The sequence below is a fragment of the Mycobacteriales bacterium genome, assembly GCA_035550055.1.
GTDB lineage: Bacteria > Actinomycetota > Actinomycetes > JAFAQI01 > JAFAQI01 > DASZTV01.
Map to the genome: position 1 here is coordinate 140,794 of DASZRO010000005.1, position 16,595 is coordinate 157,388.

General features: G+C 69.3%; 13 protein-coding genes. 8 read left to right on the plus strand and 5 right to left on the minus strand.

The window, feature by feature from the left end; all coding sequences use genetic code 11:
- Positions 1-132: 132 nt before the first annotated feature.
- Genes VG899_01035 through VG899_01050 form a run of 4 tightly spaced genes read left to right on the plus strand, consistent with a single transcriptional unit; the run spans position 133 to position 3,730 of the window.
- Positions 133-1,152 (plus strand): sulfate ABC transporter substrate-binding protein, encoded by a 1,020-nt coding sequence (locus tag VG899_01035; GenBank protein HWA64938.1) that lies wholly within the window; start codon positions 133-135, stop codon positions 1,150-1,152.
- Positions 1,145-1,984, plus strand: coding sequence for a sulfate ABC transporter permease subunit CysT (cysT, locus tag VG899_01040; GenBank protein ID HWA64939.1), 840 nt, complete (start codon positions 1,145-1,147; stop codon positions 1,982-1,984). The genes VG899_01035 and cysT overlap by 8 nt, the downstream gene beginning before the upstream one ends.
- On the plus strand, positions 1,977-2,783 hold the full coding sequence (locus tag VG899_01045; protein ID HWA64940.1) for a sulfate ABC transporter permease subunit: 807 nt from the start codon (positions 1,977-1,979) through the stop codon (positions 2,781-2,783). Before cysT ends, VG899_01045 begins: the two co-directional genes overlap by 8 nt.
- The gene (locus VG899_01050) at positions 2,780-3,730 is read left to right on the plus strand and encodes a TOBE-like domain-containing protein (protein ID HWA64941.1); all 951 of its coding nucleotides are present in this window, start codon (positions 2,780-2,782) and stop codon (positions 3,728-3,730) included. Before VG899_01045 ends, VG899_01050 begins: the two co-directional genes overlap by 4 nt.
- A 7-nt stretch (positions 3,731-3,737) precedes the next feature.
- Here the strand turns inward: VG899_01050 and VG899_01055 are convergent, their stop codons facing one another.
- From VG899_01055 to VG899_01070, 4 genes are all read right to left on the minus strand, one after another.
- The gene (locus VG899_01055) at positions 3,738-4,976 is read right to left on the minus strand and encodes a CPBP family intramembrane glutamic endopeptidase (protein HWA64942.1); all 1,239 of its coding nucleotides are present in this window, start codon (positions 4,974-4,976) and stop codon (positions 3,738-3,740) included.
- Between the two features lie 11 nt (positions 4,977-4,987).
- On the minus strand, positions 4,988-6,046 hold the full coding sequence (hisC, locus tag VG899_01060; protein HWA64943.1) for a histidinol-phosphate transaminase: 1,059 nt from the start codon (positions 6,044-6,046) through the stop codon (positions 4,988-4,990).
- Positions 6,047-6,117: 71 nt separating this feature from the next.
- Positions 6,118-6,750, minus strand: coding sequence for a hypothetical protein (locus VG899_01065; GenBank protein HWA64944.1), 633 nt, complete (start codon positions 6,748-6,750; stop codon positions 6,118-6,120).
- Positions 6,747-7,223, minus strand: a complete 477-nt coding sequence (locus tag VG899_01070) for a hypothetical protein (protein ID HWA64945.1) — start codon at positions 7,221-7,223, stop codon at positions 6,747-6,749. Before VG899_01070 ends, VG899_01065 begins: the two co-directional genes overlap by 4 nt.
- Positions 7,224-7,371: 148 nt before the next feature.
- Here VG899_01070 and VG899_01075 point away from each other — a divergent pair, with 148 nt between their 5' ends.
- Positions 7,372-7,668, plus strand: a complete 297-nt coding sequence (locus VG899_01075) for a DUF1330 domain-containing protein (protein ID HWA64946.1) — start codon at positions 7,372-7,374, stop codon at positions 7,666-7,668.
- A gap of 52 nt (positions 7,669-7,720) precedes the next feature.
- On the opposite strand, the gene VG899_01080 is transcribed toward VG899_01075, so the two are convergent.
- Positions 7,721-9,970 (minus strand): arylsulfatase, encoded by a 2,250-nt coding sequence (locus tag VG899_01080; GenBank protein HWA64947.1) that lies wholly within the window; start codon positions 9,968-9,970, stop codon positions 7,721-7,723.
- Positions 9,971-10,102: 132 nt separating this feature from the next.
- Between VG899_01080 and VG899_01085 the strand changes: the two genes are divergently transcribed.
- From VG899_01085 to VG899_01095, 3 genes are read left to right on the plus strand one after another with little or no spacing between them, the layout of a single operon-like run.
- Positions 10,103-11,776: a hypothetical protein gene (locus VG899_01085; protein HWA64948.1), complete on the plus strand. Its 1,674-nt coding sequence runs from the start codon at positions 10,103-10,105 to the stop codon at positions 11,774-11,776.
- Positions 11,773-15,582, plus strand: coding sequence for an ATP-binding cassette domain-containing protein (locus tag VG899_01090; protein ID HWA64949.1), 3,810 nt, complete (start codon positions 11,773-11,775; stop codon positions 15,580-15,582). The genes VG899_01085 and VG899_01090 overlap by 4 nt, the downstream gene beginning before the upstream one ends.
- Complete coding sequence (locus VG899_01095) at positions 15,579-16,586, plus strand: hypothetical protein (GenBank protein ID HWA64950.1); 1,008 nt, start codon at positions 15,579-15,581, stop codon at positions 16,584-16,586. The genes VG899_01090 and VG899_01095 overlap by 4 nt, the downstream gene beginning before the upstream one ends.
- Positions 16,587-16,595: the final 9 nt, after the last annotated feature.

Below are 16,595 nucleotides of genomic sequence, written 5' to 3' on the forward strand. Positions count from 1 at the left end.
GCGATTATCCCCGGCCGCGCGGCACGCCGTACGCCGCACTCGACTTGACAACCGATTTTTTCTTGATCAAGATGGTTGTGTTTATTGGATAAGTCGTCTCTATTCAGACTCACTGGAAGGCAACGGCACAACGTGACCACAAACAAGCGGATCGCCGCCAGTCTCGCAACGGTCGCCGCACTGGGCTTGACCGCGGCGTGCGGCAGCTCCTCATCGGGCGGTACGAGCTCCTCGAGTGGCGGCGGCACCATCAACCTGGTCGCGTACTCGACGCCGCAGAAGGCGTACGACAAGCTGCTCCCGGCGTTCAACGCCACGGGGGCCGGTGCCGGAGTCAAGCTCAACGGCTCCTACGGCGCGTCGGGCACCCAGGAGCGTGCCGTGGAAAGCGGCCAGCCGGCCGACGTCGTGGAGTTCTCCCGCAGCTCGGACATGGACAAGCTGGTGGCCGCAGGCCTGGTGCCTGCGGACTGGGACGCGAACCAGTACAAGGGCATCATCACCGACTCGGTCGCCACGCTGATCGTGCGCAAGGGCAACCCCCTGCACATCACCAACTGGGACGACCTCATCAAGCCCGGCGTCAAGGTCGTCACGCCGAACCCGCTGAGCTCGGGCAGCGCGTGCTGGAACCTGATGGCCGCGTACGGCGCGGAGCTCAAGGAGGGCAAGACGCCGGACCAGGCGCTCGCCTTCGTCAAGGAGCTGCTCCAGCACACCGTTTCGCTGCCGGACAGTGGCTCCGACGCGACGGCAGCATTCGTCGGCGGGACGGGTGACGTGCTGATCGGCTACGAGAACGAGGCCATCGAGGCAGAGCAGGCGGGCGACGCGGTGCAGTACGTGACGCCGCCGGACACGATCCTGATCGAGAACCCGATCGCGGTGACCAGCGAGGCCAAGAACCCGACGCTGGACAAGGCGTTCGTCGACTTCCTCTACTCCGACGCCGGCCAGAAGATCTTCGCCTCCGAGGGCTACCGCCCGGTGGTGGCCGCCGACCTCGACAAGAAGACGTTCCCGACCCCGCCCGGCCTGTTCACCATCGACTCGCTGGGGGGCTGGACAAAGGTGAACGACCAGTTCTTCGACTCGACCGACGGCTCGATCACCAAGATTCTCAACGATCTCGGTGACGGCGCGAGTGGCTGAGGCCGCACTTCCGGGCAACTCCTTCAGCGCGAAGGCCCATCCCCGCCGCCGTTCGCTCCTGCGACCGGTCGCGGCGGGGGTGGGCCCCGGGCTGTCGATGCTGTACCTGTCACTGCTCGTCGGCCTGCCCGTCGCGGCCGTCATCAGCCAGTCGGCGCACCACACCTTCTGGTCGAGCATCACGCAGGCGCACACCCGATCGGTGCTGGAGTTCACGGTGCTCGTCGCACTCGCCGCGGCCGCGGTGGATGCGGTGACGGGCGTCGCGCTGGCCTGGGTGCTCGTGCGAGACGACTTCCCGGGCAAGCGGGTCGTGAACGCGCTGATCGACCTGCCGTTCGCTCTTCCCACGATCGTCGCCGGACTGGTGCTGCTGAGCCTCTACGGGCCCGACAGCCCGGTCGGCGTCAACGTCGAGGGCACCCGGATCGCGGTGCTCTTCGCGCTGTTGTTCGTCACCTTGCCGTTCGTCACGCGCGCGGTGCAGCCCGTCCTGCTGACACTGGAGCGCGACGTCGAGGACGCCGCTGCGTGTCTGGGCGCGAAGCCGTGGACCGTGTTCCGGCGCATCATCCTTCCGGCGATCCTGCCGGCAACCCTGACCGGAGCCTCGCTGGCGTTCGCCCGAGCGCTCGGCGAGTTCGGCTCGGTCGTGCTGATCTCCGGCAACCTGCCGCGCAGCGAGATCGCCTCGCAGGTCATCTTCCAAGACGTCGAGAACGGCGTGCCGCAACAAGCCGCCGCGATCGGCGTCGTACTGCTGGCAATGGCGTTGGTGATCTTCGTCGTGACGGGCCTGGTCACGAGACGGAACGCGGCCCGGCATGGCTAAGTACCTGCTGCGCTACTCGGTGCTGCTCTACCTCGCCGCACTGCTGGTCGCGCCCGTCGTCATGGTCGGCTACCGCACCTTCCAGCACGGCGTGTCTCCGGTGTGGGACGCGCTGTCGAGCCCGGACGCGACCTCCGCACTGAAGCTCTCGCTGCTGATCACGCTGATCGCCGTCCCCGTCAACATCGTGTTCGGGGTCGCCACGGGCTGGCTGCTCGCCCGACGCCGGATGCCGCTGCCTTGGCTGGTCGACGCACTGATCAACCTGCCCTTCGCGATGTCCCCGGTGGTCGTCGGGCTCGCGGTCTTCGTCCTCTACAGCCGGACTGGCTGGATCGGGACCTACCTGTTCTCGCACGGCATCCCGGTGCTGTTCACCTGGAAGGCAATGACGATCGCCACGATCTTCGTGAGCCTGCCGTTCGTGGTACGGGAAGTGGTGCCGGTCCTCGAGGAGCTCGGCACCGAGCAGGAACAAGCGGCGGCGGTGCTCGGCGCCTCGCAGCTACAGGCGTTCTTCCGCGTGACGCTGCCGGCCATCCGCTGGGCGGTCGTCTACGGCACGATCCTGACGGTTGCCCGCTCGCTCGGCGAGTACGGCGCGGTCAACATCGTCTCGAGCAACATCGTGGGACGAAGCCTCACGCTGCCGCTCTACGTGAACAACCGGGTCAACCAGCTCGACCCGCAAGCGGCGTACAGCGCGGGCCTGCTGCTCGCGGTGATCTCGCTTCTCATCCTCGTCGGCATGACCACGCTCAGCGCGCGCCGACACCGCACGTCGGAGGACGCTTCATGAGCATCAAGGTCAGCGACGTCAGCAAGTCCTTCGGGGACTTTCATGCGCTCGACCACGTCAGCGTCCAGATCGAGCCGGGCCATCTGACGGCGGTGCTGGGCCCATCCGGCGGCGGCAAGTCGACGCTGCTTCGGATCATCGCCGGGCTCGAGACCGCGGACAGCGGCCACGTCGAGATCGACGACGTCGACGTCACGAACGTGCCGGCCCGGCAGCGCGGGATCGGTTTCGTCTTCCAGCACTACGCGGCGTTCACCCACATGACGGTGTGGGAGAACGTGGCGTTCGGGCTGAAGATCCAGAAGGCGCCCAAGGATCGGATCAAGGCACGCGTCGCCGAGCTGCTCGCGCTGGTGCACCTCGACGGGTTCGCCGCGCGCTACCCCTCTGAGCTGTCCGGCGGGCAACGGCAGCGCATGGCTCTCGCCCGCGCGCTCGCCGTCGAGCCCGGCCTGCTGCTGCTGGACGAGCCGTTCGGCGCGCTCGACGTGAAGGTGCGCCAGGAGCTGCGAGACTGGCTGCGCCGGCTCCACGACGAGGTGCACACGACCACGATCTTCGTCACGCACGACCAAGAGGAGGCGATGGAGATCGCCGACCGGATCATCGTCGTCAACCACGGCCGGATCGAGCAGGCGGGGACGCCGGAAGACCTCTACGACCGGCCGGCCAACGACTTCGTCATGGGCTTCCTCGGACCGGTCACGACCCTCGGCGGGCGGCTGGTCCGCCCCCACGACATCCATGTGTCTACCAAGGCGGAAGCGGGCGGCCAGCGAGCCAGGCTGGAGCGGGTGATCTCACTGGGGTTCGAGACTCGTGTCGTCGCCTCGCCGTCGGACGGCGGCGAGCCGATCACGGTCCAGCTCACCCGCAACCAGGTGCACGAGCTCGCGCTGGACGTGGGCAGCGAGGTCTACCTCACCGCGTTGGCGAAGGTGAGCTGACGCGCTACTACGAGGTCAGTACGGCGATCGAGAGCGAGACCACGTCGAAGCCGAAGTGCGTGAAGATCGCTCGCCCGAGCCGACCTCGCTTCTGGAACGAGCGGGTCACGAGGTAGCCGAGTGGCATCGTCGCAAGGAACGCGACCCCGTAGTACACGTGGTAGGACTCGCGCACTGCGAAGCTCAGTGCGAACGCCGGCCAACGACTCCATCCGAGCTGTGACAGCCGCGTCAGGAAGTAGCCGTTGACGATGACTTCCTCGTTGATCGCCGTGGTGGCCGACAGCAGGACGGCGTAGACCAAGTAGTACGCCGGGACGTGCGAGTCGGACGCGGTGTTGGTGAACTTGCCGCTGCCGCCGATCGAGAGCAGCGCCACGACGATGCCGGTGAGGATCCACGACGCGGCCAGCAGCCCGACCGCGTTGACCGCGTCACGCCCCAGACCGCTGCGTTGCAGGCCGAGCGTCGCGGGCGGCTGGCCGCTACGCGCGAGCTGCAACAGCGCGATCGGCACCACGAGGCCCGTCGTGAGGTATCCGAAGATGAGCAGCACGAGGCTGATGCCGGGGTGGTGCGCGAGGGGCAGGTCGAACTCGTCGAGATCGCTGACTCCCCCGATGTGCTGGGCGAGGATCGTCACCGCCGCCGCGATGCCCGGCAGCGCCATGGCGGCGACGACGAATCCGGTCTCCCACCCGAGCCACTGCCGCGCCGGGCCGTCCGCGACCGGGGACACCGTCGCCGGCGTCAGTCCCGGGTCACGGGTGGCCAACGGCAGGCCGGCCTCCGCGGCGAGCCGGTTCTGCTCGGCGAGCGTCGCGGCGACCCGTTGTTGGGTCTCGCCGAAGCCGTACCCGAGCGGCACCGCGCGAGCCACCCACGCGTCGTCGCGCACGCCGGCGATCGTCCAGCTGGCCGGGACGATGCGGCCGTCGGCGCACACCAGGACGATCCGTTGCCACCGGCCTCTGGCAACCCGCTCCACGGCGAGGCCGAGCACGTCGGCGCGCTCGAACCGGTGGGTCGACAACACCTCGTACACCGTCATCTTCGTCGGGTCGAGGCGCAGCCCGACGAAGAAGATCCGACCCAGCAGGCCGGTGAGCGCCACCGCCGCGACGGCCGCGACCGCTCGAGCTCCGGCGTCCACACCACTCACCACGATGGTGGGCACGGTGAGCAGCAGCCCGACGCCGGCCAACGCTGCGACGGCGCCGACCAGCCCGCCGGACCGAACCCGCATCGAGGCGCCGATCAGGACGGGTGGGCCTGCGCCCACGTGCCGGCGAGCGCCAGGAAGCGGTCGTTTTCCTCGGGAAGACCGATGGTGACCCGCACCCCGTCACCGGCGAACGGGCGTACCAGCACTCCCCCGCCCGCACAGTGCTCCGCGAAGGCTGCGGCGGCGTTCGTGATGGGGAGCCACACGAAGTTCGCTTGGGACGGCGGCACGTCGAAGCCGGCGTCGCGCAGCGAGGCGGCGACCCGGTCGCGTTCGGCGATGGTCATGGCGGCCCGCCGGGCGACGACGGCCTCATCGCCGAGCGCCGCGATCGCGCACTGCTGGGCGAGTGCGCTGACACTGAACGGGATCTGGGTCTTGCGCACCGCCTGCACGACGTCCGCTGCACCGATGCAATAGCCGACCCGCAGCCCGGCGAGGGCGAACGCCTTGGAGAAGGTGCGCGTGACGACCACGTTGGGCCGGTCACGCAAGACGACGAGCGCATCAGGCACGACATCCGGATCGGTGTAATGGTGGTAGGCCTCGTCGACCACCACGAGCACGTCGTCCGGAACCCGGTCGACGAACGCCGTCAGCTCGGTGCCGACCGCGGTGCCCGTCGGGTTGTTCGGATTGCAGACGATGACCAGCTTGGTGCGATCCGTGATCGCCTCGGACATGGCGTCGAGGTCGTGGACGTGCGCACGAAGCGGGATCTGCACCGACTGCCCGCCGGCGATCGTGGTGATGATCGGGTAGGCCTCGAACGCGCGCCAGCCGTACACGACTTCGTCCCCCGGGTCGACGACGGCGGAGGCGATCTGGCCGACCACCTCCACGCTGCCCGCCCCTACCGCGACCTGATCGGGTGAGACGCCGTGATAGCCGGCGATGGCGTCGACCAGGGCGGTCGCCGACATGTCCGGGTAGCGACTGACGCCAGCGGTGATCCCGTCGATCGTCGCGGCAACCGCCGGCAGCAGCCCGTACGGCGACTCGTTGCTGGCAAGGACGACCGCGCCCGGCGCCTTGCGACCCGCGACATAGGCCGGCAGCCGACCCATCGCGTCACGAAGTCGGACCGCCACGACGTACAGCCTGCCTCACCCCAGGCACGAGTGACCGTCCCGGGCATCACCCGGGCGCCGTCCGTGGCCCGCTAGGAGCCCGCGGCGCGTGACTCCCTGCTGGCATCGATGGCCTCATCGATCCGCTCGACGGCCGCCTCGGCGTCGACTGCCTCCTTCTCGCGCTGGAGCGCCTGCTCCTCGTTCGCGAGCACTTGCAGCTTGGCCGCCCGCTCCTGTCGCTCAATCACCTCGTCGCCCTTCACCTTTGCGGCGCGTGACGCGGCGACCTTGTCCGCGGCCTTCCGGCTCGCCTCCTGTTTGCGTTGCTCAGCCCGGCGTTGCGCGGCGGCCTTCTGCTTCTCGGCCTGCTGGGCGGCGGCCGACCGGCGTCTCGCCGCATCCTCCCGGCGCTGCTCCAGCTTGTCAGCCGCGCGTTCCCGGGTCAGCTCTGCTTCGGTCTCGAGGACGGCCGCGTCGCGCAGCTTCGCGAGCTTCGCGTAACGAAGGTCGGCGCTGCGGCTCAGTGACTCGTCGCGAGTGATGGCCCCCACGATCGACTCCACCTTGGCCTGCAGTCCCTCCACCGCCATCGACGGTGGCCACTGGTCGTTGCCGGCCTGCCCTGCGGCGCGCTCGGCGAGGTGCAGCGGCAGCCGCAGTGCAGTGAAGTACGCGCGTGACAGCGCGCCGGGAACGTGCTTGGCGTGGTTCATGAGGGTCATGAGGTCTCCTCGTCGTTGAGAGCGTCCAGCGAGTTCGCGACGCGTTCGGCCTCGTCGGCCTTCGCGGCAAGGTTTGCGGCTCGACGTTCCTCGGCGGCGCGCTCGCGGGCCGCCTGCTGCTGCTCAGCCGCGGCAGCTTGCTGCTGGGCCTGAGCGGAGCGCTCGGCTGCCGCCGCCTGCCGCTGCGCCGCCTCGTCGGCGCTTCGCTCAGCGTCGCGCCGCTCCTGCTCGGCGGCCTGCTCGCGCCGGTCCGCAGCGGTCTCCGCGGCCAGTCGCTTGCGCTCCGCGTCGAGCGCCTGCTCGCGTTCGGCAAGCTCTGCAGCTGCGCTGGCGCGCTCGGCTTGTTCGCTACGCCGTGCCGCCTCCGCTGCCGCGTCGGCCTTCTCGCGATGCAACCGGCCTTCGTGCTCGAGCTGAGCGTTGCCGGTCACCGCCCCGACTACCTGCTTCACGGTTCCTTTGATGCGGTCCATGAGTTCTTCCGTACCCACCGTTTCCGGGCAGGACGCAGATCACGGGTGACTTGTCGGCGGATCCCGCTCGATCGACGCGGCCGACAGCGCGACGTACGGCCCGACCCGCAGCTCGGCTGTCCGCTGTCGCGCCTGACAGGATGCGGGCATGCCCGCTTACGTCATCTACCAGGGTCGCGTGACCGATCCGGAGCAGTACGACAAGTACAAGCCTCTGTCAGCGGCGAGCATCTCCGCCGCCGGCGGCCGGCTGATCGTGCGTGGGGGCGAGTCCGAGGTACTCGAAGGGAACGCGCCGCCGAGTCGCACGGTGGTCATCGAGTTCCCCACTCGCCAGGCGGCGGTCGACTGGTACCACGGTGCGGCGTACGCGGCGGCCCGCAAGGTTCGCGAAGGCGCCGCCGAGGCCAACATGTACGTCGTCGACGGCTACGACGAACCGTAGAGCGCATGTGCCTTCGGTGCCGCTGTAGCTCGCATGTGCCATCCGCATCGCACTACTGGCGCGACATCGCCTCCGCGGCGGCGACCTCGGCGTCGAACCTGCTGAGCTTGCCGGTCTCGATCTCGATCCGGTGGATGGTTCCTGCGAACGCGTTCGGACTGGCGTAGCGCGGGCTCACCGGCGAGCCGTGGTCGAAGCCGATGCTGTGACCGATGCTCGACATGATCCGCATCGCCATCGGCACGTGGCAGCTTCCCGCCACGATGTCGCCGATCAGCAGCTCGAAGTCTCCCGCCCCGCCGTCACGGGTGAAGCGCAGCCCGACCTGGCAGTCACCCACCGGCAGCTGCGTGTCGGAGACGCAGACCGTGTGGTCGCCGAAACCGTTGTAGTCGAGGACGAGTCGATCGTCTTCGACGAACCACGACAGCCCGGCGTTCGCGGTCCCCGTCGCAAGGAGCACCCCGTCGTCCCCGGCGGCTCGGGTGATCGTCGCCGTCATCGCGAACCGGTTGCCGGCCAGCGTCGCGCCGGCCTGGGCCGGCAGCGGGGACATCGGCGGCCGGTAGACGTAGCGCCGCGACGTCGGGTGCGGAGAGTTGTCGTCGTACCTGGTCATGAACAGCTCGATCGTGCGGTCGTCGAGGGGCAGCACGCCGTGCTCGCGTGCCTGGTCCCACCACAGCGACACCATCTCGGCGAGCTTGTCCGGCTCGGTACCCGCGAGATCGTGGCACTCGGAGAAGTCGTCGCACACCTTGTAGAGCTCCCACGGGTCCTCGTCGTAGGGCACGTTCTGGGTGTGGCGGGTGACCGCCTTCCACTCGCCCTGCCAGATGCCGCGATGACCGTTCATCTCGAAGTACTGCGCGGTCCGCGGCGTGGGCGCGTCCGCCGCGTCGAAGGAGTAGCGCATCGAGCTGCCCGCGATCGGGAGCTGGTCGTAGCCGCGGTACGTCGAAGGCGGTGTGATCCCGATCGCGTCGTACACCGTCGGCGCGACGTCCACCGCGTGATGGAACTGCTGCCGGATGCCGCCCGGGTCGGCGATGTGGCCGGGCCAGCTCACGATGAACGGAACGTGCACGCCGCCTTCGTGGGTGTTCTGCTTGTACCACTTGAACGGCGTGTTGCCGGCCTGCGCCCAGCCCCACGGATAGTTGGCGTGGGAGTTCGGGCCACCGATGTCGTCGATGCGACCGATCGCCTCTTCCGGCGTCTCGAGCATGAAGTTGAAGAACTTCATCTCGTGCATCACGCCGTACGGTCCGCCCTCCTGGGATGCGCCGTTGTCGGACACCAGCATGATCAGCGTGTCGTCGGTCAGCCCGAGCGCGTCGAGGTCGGCGAGCAGCCGCCCGATCTGTACGTCGGTGTGGTCGAGGAACGCGGCGAACGCCTCCTGCATTCGCGCCGCGAGCCGCCGCTGGACCTCCGGCAAGGAGTCCCACGGCTCGACGCCCGGATTGCGGGGGGCGAGGTCGGTGCCAGCCGGCACCAGGCCCATCTCCAGCTGCCGGGCGAACCATTGGTCGCGGGCCACGTCCCAGCCGGCGTCGAACTTGCCGCGGTACTTCGCGAGGTACTCCGGCGGCGCCTGGTGCGGCGCGTGCGTCGCCCCGAACGCCAGGTAGAGGAAGAACGGCCGGTCCGGACGCACCGACACGGAGTCGTGGATGAATCCCGACGCCCGATCGACCAGGTCCTCCGACAGGTGGTAGCCCTCGTCGGGCGTCGCCGGGGGGCTGACCCGATGGTTGTCGTAGAACAGGTCCGGGTTGAACTGGTCGGTCTCGCCCTCGAGGAAGCCGTAGAACCGGTCGAAGCCCCGCTGGCACGGCCATGCGTCCATCGGTCCCGCGGCGGAGCAGTCCAGCGCCGGGCACAGGTGCCACTTGCCGACCGCGAACGTGGCGTAGCCCTCGTCGCGCAACACCTCGGCGATCGTCGCCGCCCGAGGCGAGATCTTGCCCGTCATCTGCGGGAACCCGGTGTTGAAGTTCGCCACCGACCGCATGCCGACGGTGTGGTGGTTGCGGCCGGTGAGCAGGGCGGCGCGGGTCGGCGAGCACAACGGGGTGACGTGGAAGTTCGAGTAGCGCAGGCCGCCTGCCGCCAAGCGGTCGATGTTGGGGGTGTCGATGGAGGAGCCGTAGCAACCGAGCTGTGCGAAGCCGGTGTCGTCGAGCACGATCATGACCACGTTCGGCGCCCCGACGGGGGCCGACCGCTTCGGGTACGACGGGGTCGAGTCCACGTGGGTGTCGGCGAGCACCCCGTCGAAATCCTCGTGAACCGGCACGTGGTCCTCCATGGCCCTTGACACCTGCGCCGATATATTGACACTAAGAACGACAAAAGTTCAAGGGCGCCCGACCCGACGAGCACGAAGCGAGGCCAGCGTGGATCGAGGCACGGCGTGAATCGAGCAACAGTGCCCATCCGCAGGTACGCACCGGCACTGATCGTCGCCGCGGCGCTGCTGCTGCTCATCATCGTCGCGCCGTCGAAGAGCCCGTCCAGCTCGACCGTCTCCTACAACGGCGCCGCTCCCGGCACGGTGAGCACCGATGTGCCGGTCCCGCCCGCCGGCGTCGTACCGACCTCGTCGGCAAGCGCCCCCTCGGCGCCCAACGGCAACCACGGCAAGGGCAGCGCTGCCGGTCCGGGCACGACTGCCACTCCGAGCCCGGGACAGACCGCGAGCGGTACGACGCCGGCGGGCAGCACCGCCCACTGCGTCGACGGCCGGCAGTTCGCGGTCGCGGGCTTCGCCTCCGCCCCGCCCTGCCAGCCGACCTTCAGCGGCAACAACGGCGGCGCAACCGCCCCTGGAGTCACCGCCACCACGATCGAGATCGTCTACTACCAGCCCAAGCAGAGCCTGGCGCTCAACGCCATCCTCGGCCCCGCGGGCTTGGCGCCCAGCGTCGCTCAGGTCAACGACTACATCGCGCGCGCGACGCAGTTCATCAACTCCAAGTACGAGCTGTGGGGCCGCAGGATCCACGTCGACGACTACGTCAGCCAGTCCTGCCAGGCCTCACCGCCGAGCGACTCGTGCTTCCGCCAGGACGCCCAGACGATCGTCGCCCGGTACCACCCGTTCGCTGTGATCTTCCCGCGCAACATCACTGCTCCCGGCTTCCAGTCCGAGCTGAGCCAGCTCCACGTCACCAACCTCGGCGGCATGAACATGCCGCAGAGCTTCAGCACCAGCCAGGCGCCCTACCACTTCGACTACGACATGGACGGCGACACCCAGGCCGAGCTCACCGGGGAGTGGTACTGCAAGGAGCTGGCCAACCGCGACGCGGTGTACGCCGGCGAGGCGAGCCTGCGGGACAAGCCACGCTCCGCCGAGATCCTCACCGAGGACACCCCCGAGCACCTGCAAGTGGCCGAGCACCTGGCGGCGATCATCAACTCCTGCGACCACGGCGGCGGCGCCACGGTGAAGAGCTACTCGCCCGACACCGGGGAGGCGGTCGTGCAGAGCACGACGCTCGCCTCACAGGCGAAGCAGAACGGCATCACCACGCTGCTGTACTTCACCGATCCGGTGTTCCCGGTCTACCTGACGCCGCAGCTCACCGATCAGGGCTACTTCCCCGAGAACGTCGTCGTCGGTTCGGCCTACCTCGACTTCGACTCGCTCGCCCAGCTCTACAACGCGCAGCAGTGGAAGAACGCGTTCGGCCTCGGCGACCTGCCGAACATGGCGGCCATCTCCAGCTACGACTCAGGCGCGGTCTACCGCAGCACGCACGGCTCGGACGCGCCGTTCATCAGCGCCGCCAACATCCAGGGCTTCTTCAGCGTGCTCGCCGCGGGGCTTCAGCAAGCCGGTCCGCACCTGACCGCGGTCAACTTCGAAAGCGGCGTGCTCAGCCTGCCACCGCTCGGTGGTTCGCCCAACCACGCGCTGATCAAGTTCGGTCCGGACGACTTCACCGGAGTCTCGGATGCCCGCATCATCTACTGGGATCCCGCCCGGCACTCCCCCGTGAACGGCAAGGCGGGCACTTACGTGTCGCTCAACGGCGGCAAGCGATACGCGCTCGGGCAGCTGCCGACCGGCACGTTCAAGATCCCCGGTCGCTCTTGAGCTCGCCGGCCCACTCGCGCAGCCAGACCGCACAGGTCTGGCTGGTCCGGGTGCTCGCCGTCCCGGTCATCGCGCTCGCCGCCGAGCTCGTCTTCGGCTGGGGCCACCGGCGTACCGAGCTCGGCTTCCTGCCCGCCCCGCATGGCGTGCCGTTCGGCAACCTCGTCGAAGGCGCGATCTTCGGATTGCTGTTCGCCCTCCCGGCGTTCGGACTGATCCTCGTCTACCGGGCGCAGCGCATCATCAACTTCGCCGCGTCCTCGCTCGGCGGCAGCGCCGCGGTGCTCGGGCTGCTCGTCATCCAGCAGGCCCACCTGCCCTACCTCGTCGGGGTGGTGGCCGCGCTCGGCGCCGGCGGGCTGCTCGGAATGATCGCGCAGCGCACCCTGCTGCGGCGGTTCAACAACAAGTCCCGCCTGGTGCTCACCGTCGCGACGATCGGGGTGGGCCAGATCCTCGCGATCGGCGAGGTCGTCCTGCCGTCGCTGTTCGGCAGCACGGTGCTGGGTGCCACGCAGCTGACGACGCCGTTCAGCCATTGGCACTTCTCGGTCGGGCAGGTCGTCCTGTCCGGGGACTACATCGCGATCATCGTCGTCGCGCTGGCGGTGACGGTCGGCCTGGGTTTGTTCTTCCGGCTCACCCGGACCGGACTGGGAGTGCGGGCCAGCGCCGACAACGCCGACCGCGCCTCGCTGCTCGGGATCCCGGTACGGCGAATGGCGGTGCTCGTCTGGGTGATCGCGGGTCTGCTGTCCGCCGCGTCGGCGTTTTTGAAGATCGCCGTCGTGGGGCAGTCGCTCGGCGCCGACATCGACCCGGAACTGTTGCTGTTCCCGCTCGCCGCCGCCGTCATCGCGAACTTCGACGACATCCCGACCGCGCTGATCGCCGGCATCGGCCTCGGCATCCTCGACCGGGCCGCGTTCTACTCGACGAACAACGCCTACCTGCCCGCCGTGCTCGTCCTGCCCATCGTGCTCGTCGCGCTGCTCGGCCGCCGGCAGGCGTCGCGGGCCTTCGACAGCGGCATCTCGAGCTTCCAGACCTTCGCGGAGTCCCGCCCCGTCCCGCTCCAGCTGCGACGGGTGCCCGAGGTCATGTGGAGTGGCCGCGGGCTCAAGGTCGCCGCCGCCGTACTGGCCGTCCTCGGGCCGGAGATCGTCGGATCGTCGCGGCTGGGCGACCTCGAACAGGTCGTGATCTACGCAATCGTCGCGCTGTCACTCACGCCGCTGACCGGCTGGGCCGGGCAGCTCTCGTTGGGGCAGTTCGGGATCGCCGGGGTCGGCGCGGCCGTCGCTGGCGGTCTTGCCACGCACGCCCACGCGGACTTCTTCGTCACGCTGTTCGTCGCCGCCGCCGTCGGAGCGATCATCGCCACGCTGATCGGTATCCCGGCGCTGCGGCTGCCCGGGCTCTTCCTGGCGGTTGTCACCCTCGCGTTCGCCGCCGGCGTGCAGTACCTCGTGCTCGACTCCCGGTACTTCGGCTGGCTGCTGCCCGGCGACACCCAAAGCATCGACCGCCCGGTCCTGTTCGGCCGGTGGGACACCAGCGCCACGTCGTTTGCGACCGACCGCGTCTTCTACTACCTGTGCCTGGGCATCCTGCTGTTGTTCATCGCCGCCATGGTCCGGCTGCGGTCCACCCGCTCCGGGCGGGTGTTCATCGCGCAGCGCGACAACATCCGCGAGGCGCAGGCACTCGGGGTCAACGCCGCCCGGACCAAGATCGCCGCGTTCGCCATCGCCGGTGCGATGGCCGCGGTCGGCGGGGCGCTGCTCGCCTATCAGGTGTCGGCGATCGACTCGACCACGTTCCCGATGCAGCTGTCGATCGACGTGTTCGTGTTCGCGACGGTCGGTGGCATCGCGAGCCCCTACGGCGCGGTGCTCGGCGCCCTCGCCTACGAGTCGCTCAACTTCTTCGGTGGGTCGCTGTTCGGGTGGCTCGACCACATCCGGCTCGGCTCGCTGGTGAGCTACATGGACGAGCTCGGGCTGTCCAGCGGCGTACTGCTGGTGCTGTCGTTCTTCCCCGGCGGCATCGCCTCGACCGGTACGGCGTTGCGCGATCGCTACCTGCGCTGGGTGGCGGGCCGCCGGGCCATCGAGCTGCCGAGCCTGCAGGCCGACCGCGCGGCGGCCGAGCACTCCGCCGAGGCGCACCGGTTCCACGTGGACGAGCCGACCGAGGACGCACTGCTGGTCTGCCGCGACCTCGACGTCGGCTACGACGGCGTCCAGGTCCTCTTCGGCGTCGACATGCACATCAGGCGCGGCGAGATTCTCGCGCTGCTGGGGACCAACGGCGCCGGCAAGTCGACGCTGTTGCGTGCCATCAGCGGGCTGACCATGCCCTCGCAAGGCACCATCACCTTCGACGGTCGCGACATCACCACCCTCAGTCCGGTCACCCGAGCGCGAAGCGGCATCTCGCAGGTCCCGGGCGGCAAGGGCATCTTCCCGACCGTCACGGTCGCCGACCACTTCCGGGCCGCCCGCTGGATCCGCAGCAAGGAGCACCTGGCGGCCGGCGACCAGGCGCAGGCGAAGGTGCTCGAATGGTTCCCCAACCTGCGCAACCGCTGGGACACCCTCGCCGGGAACCTTTCCGGCGGTGAGGCGCAGCAGCTGGCAGTCGGGATGGCGTTCATCACGCGGCCGAGCCTGCTGATCATCGACGAGCTGTCGCTCGGGCTCGCGCCCACCATCGTCGAACGGTTGCTCGACGTGGTCCGCGAGGTCAACGAAGGCGGCACCACGGTGGTCCTGGTCGAGCAGTCGGTCAACGTGGCCCTCACCATTGCCGAACGCGCCTACTTCATGGAGAAGGGCGAGGTGCGCTTCTGCGGACCGACTGCCGAGCTCGTCGAGCGTGACGACATCGTGCGATCGGTCTTCCTGGCAGCGGCCAACGACGGGCCGGCGACCGCCAAGCCGAGGCCGTCGACCACGCCGCCGATCAAGGTCCGCGCCGAGGCCAAGGCGGACGTGTTGCGCGTCACCGACCTGTCGGTGTCCTTCGGCGGCGTACGCGCCGTCGACTCGGTCTCGTTCAGCCTCGCCGAGGGCGAGATCCTCGGCCTGATCGGGCCGAACGGCGCGGGCAAGACCACCTGCTTCGACCTTGTCAGCGGTTTCCTTCGCCCGACGAGCGGCCGGGTCTGGTTCGCCGGCCAAGACGTGACCGCCACCGGCCCGGACGCGCGCGGCCGGCTCGGGCTCGGCCGGTCGTTCCAGGACGCGCGGATCTTCCCGAGCCTTTCGGTCGCCGAGAACATCGCCGCGTCGCTCGAGCGGCATCTGGAGATCCACGACCACCTCGCCGCCGCGCTCGGCATGCCCGACGTCGCCGACCTGGAACGCCACATCGCCTGGACGGTCAGCGATCTGGTCGAGCTGCTCTCTCTCGGCGCCTACCGCGACAAGCTGGTGCGCGAGCTCTCGACAGGAACTCGCCGGATGGTCGACATCGCCATGGCACTGGCCTACGACCCGGTCGTCCTGTTGCTCGACGAGCCGAGCAGTGGCATCGCCCAGCGAGAGACCGAGGCGCTCGGCCCGATGCTGCTGCGGATCCGCGACGAGGCGGACTGCTCGCTGCTCGTCATCGAGCACGACATGCCGTTGATCTGCGCCGTCAGCGACCGCCTGCTCGCCCTCGAGCAGGGGCGGGTGATCGCCGGCGGCCGCCCGGAGGACGTGCTGCGCGATCCGCAGGTCGTCGCGAGCTATCTCGGCAGCAACGACGCCACACGCAACCGGTCCGGATCCGTACCCGCCGCGGCGGCCGCGACATGAGGCGCCTCGTGCTCGCCGCGGTCGCGGTCGGGGTCTCGTTGCTCGGTGTGGTCTCGGCCGGCGCACTGTCCGCCGGCTCGGTCACGAGGCCGCAGGGTCCGCTCCCGATCTCGATCGCCCCGGACAAGGCGGCGTGGTACGACGCCACGAGACCGAGCTCACTCACCCCCGGCGCGCCGATGCCCGGCGTCAGCAAGTCCGACCTGGTCGTCGAGGGCCTGACGATCAACACTGCGCTCCTGCCGATCTCACTGCCGATCCCAACCCTCCGTGAGGTGACGGCGTACACCGCGTTGCAGTTCCGCCTTCCCGCCGGTGCGACGCCCGGCAGCCTGACCCTGCATCTGACCGGGTTCTCGACCGCGGCGATCGACTCGCATCTGCCGAGCGGGGTGACCCCCATTGCCTGCCCCGCGGCGTCGTTCAAGCCTGGCGGCCAGCAGCCGGCCAGCGCCGCACCGAAGTACGACTGCGACCATCGATCGACAGTCGGTCAGATCGGTGACGGCGGCAAGGCGATCGTCTTCCCCGGGATCAGTCGGCTGCTGACGAACAGTCGGACGCTCTCAGTCGTCATCCTGCCCGGCAGCCTCGGGCTGGAGCGGCTGGTGTTCTCGGCGCCCGGCAAGGACACCCTCAGCCTGCTCGACTTCACTTTGCCGCAGTCGTCGACCTCGCCCGTTGCACCGGCGCCGACCCCGACCCTCACAACGGGGCCGTCACCGCCGCCGGCCGTGACCGCGCCGGCGGTCCCGCTGCCGTCGCAAGGTGCGATCACCCCGACCGCGCCGGCGCCGGTGATCGCCTCGTCGGCACCCGCTGTGGTGGTCGAGGCCGCGAGCCGGCCGGACGACGGACGAGAGCGAGCCCGCGCGATTGGCCTGCTCGTCGCGCTCGTCGTCGCGACCGCCTGGTTCTCGTTCACCGACCGCCGCCGCGAGGTGACGGAGATGGGCGTGGGCCGGTTCCGGTCAGTACGCAGCGGGCCACCGCCCGCCGTCTAGTTCTCATCC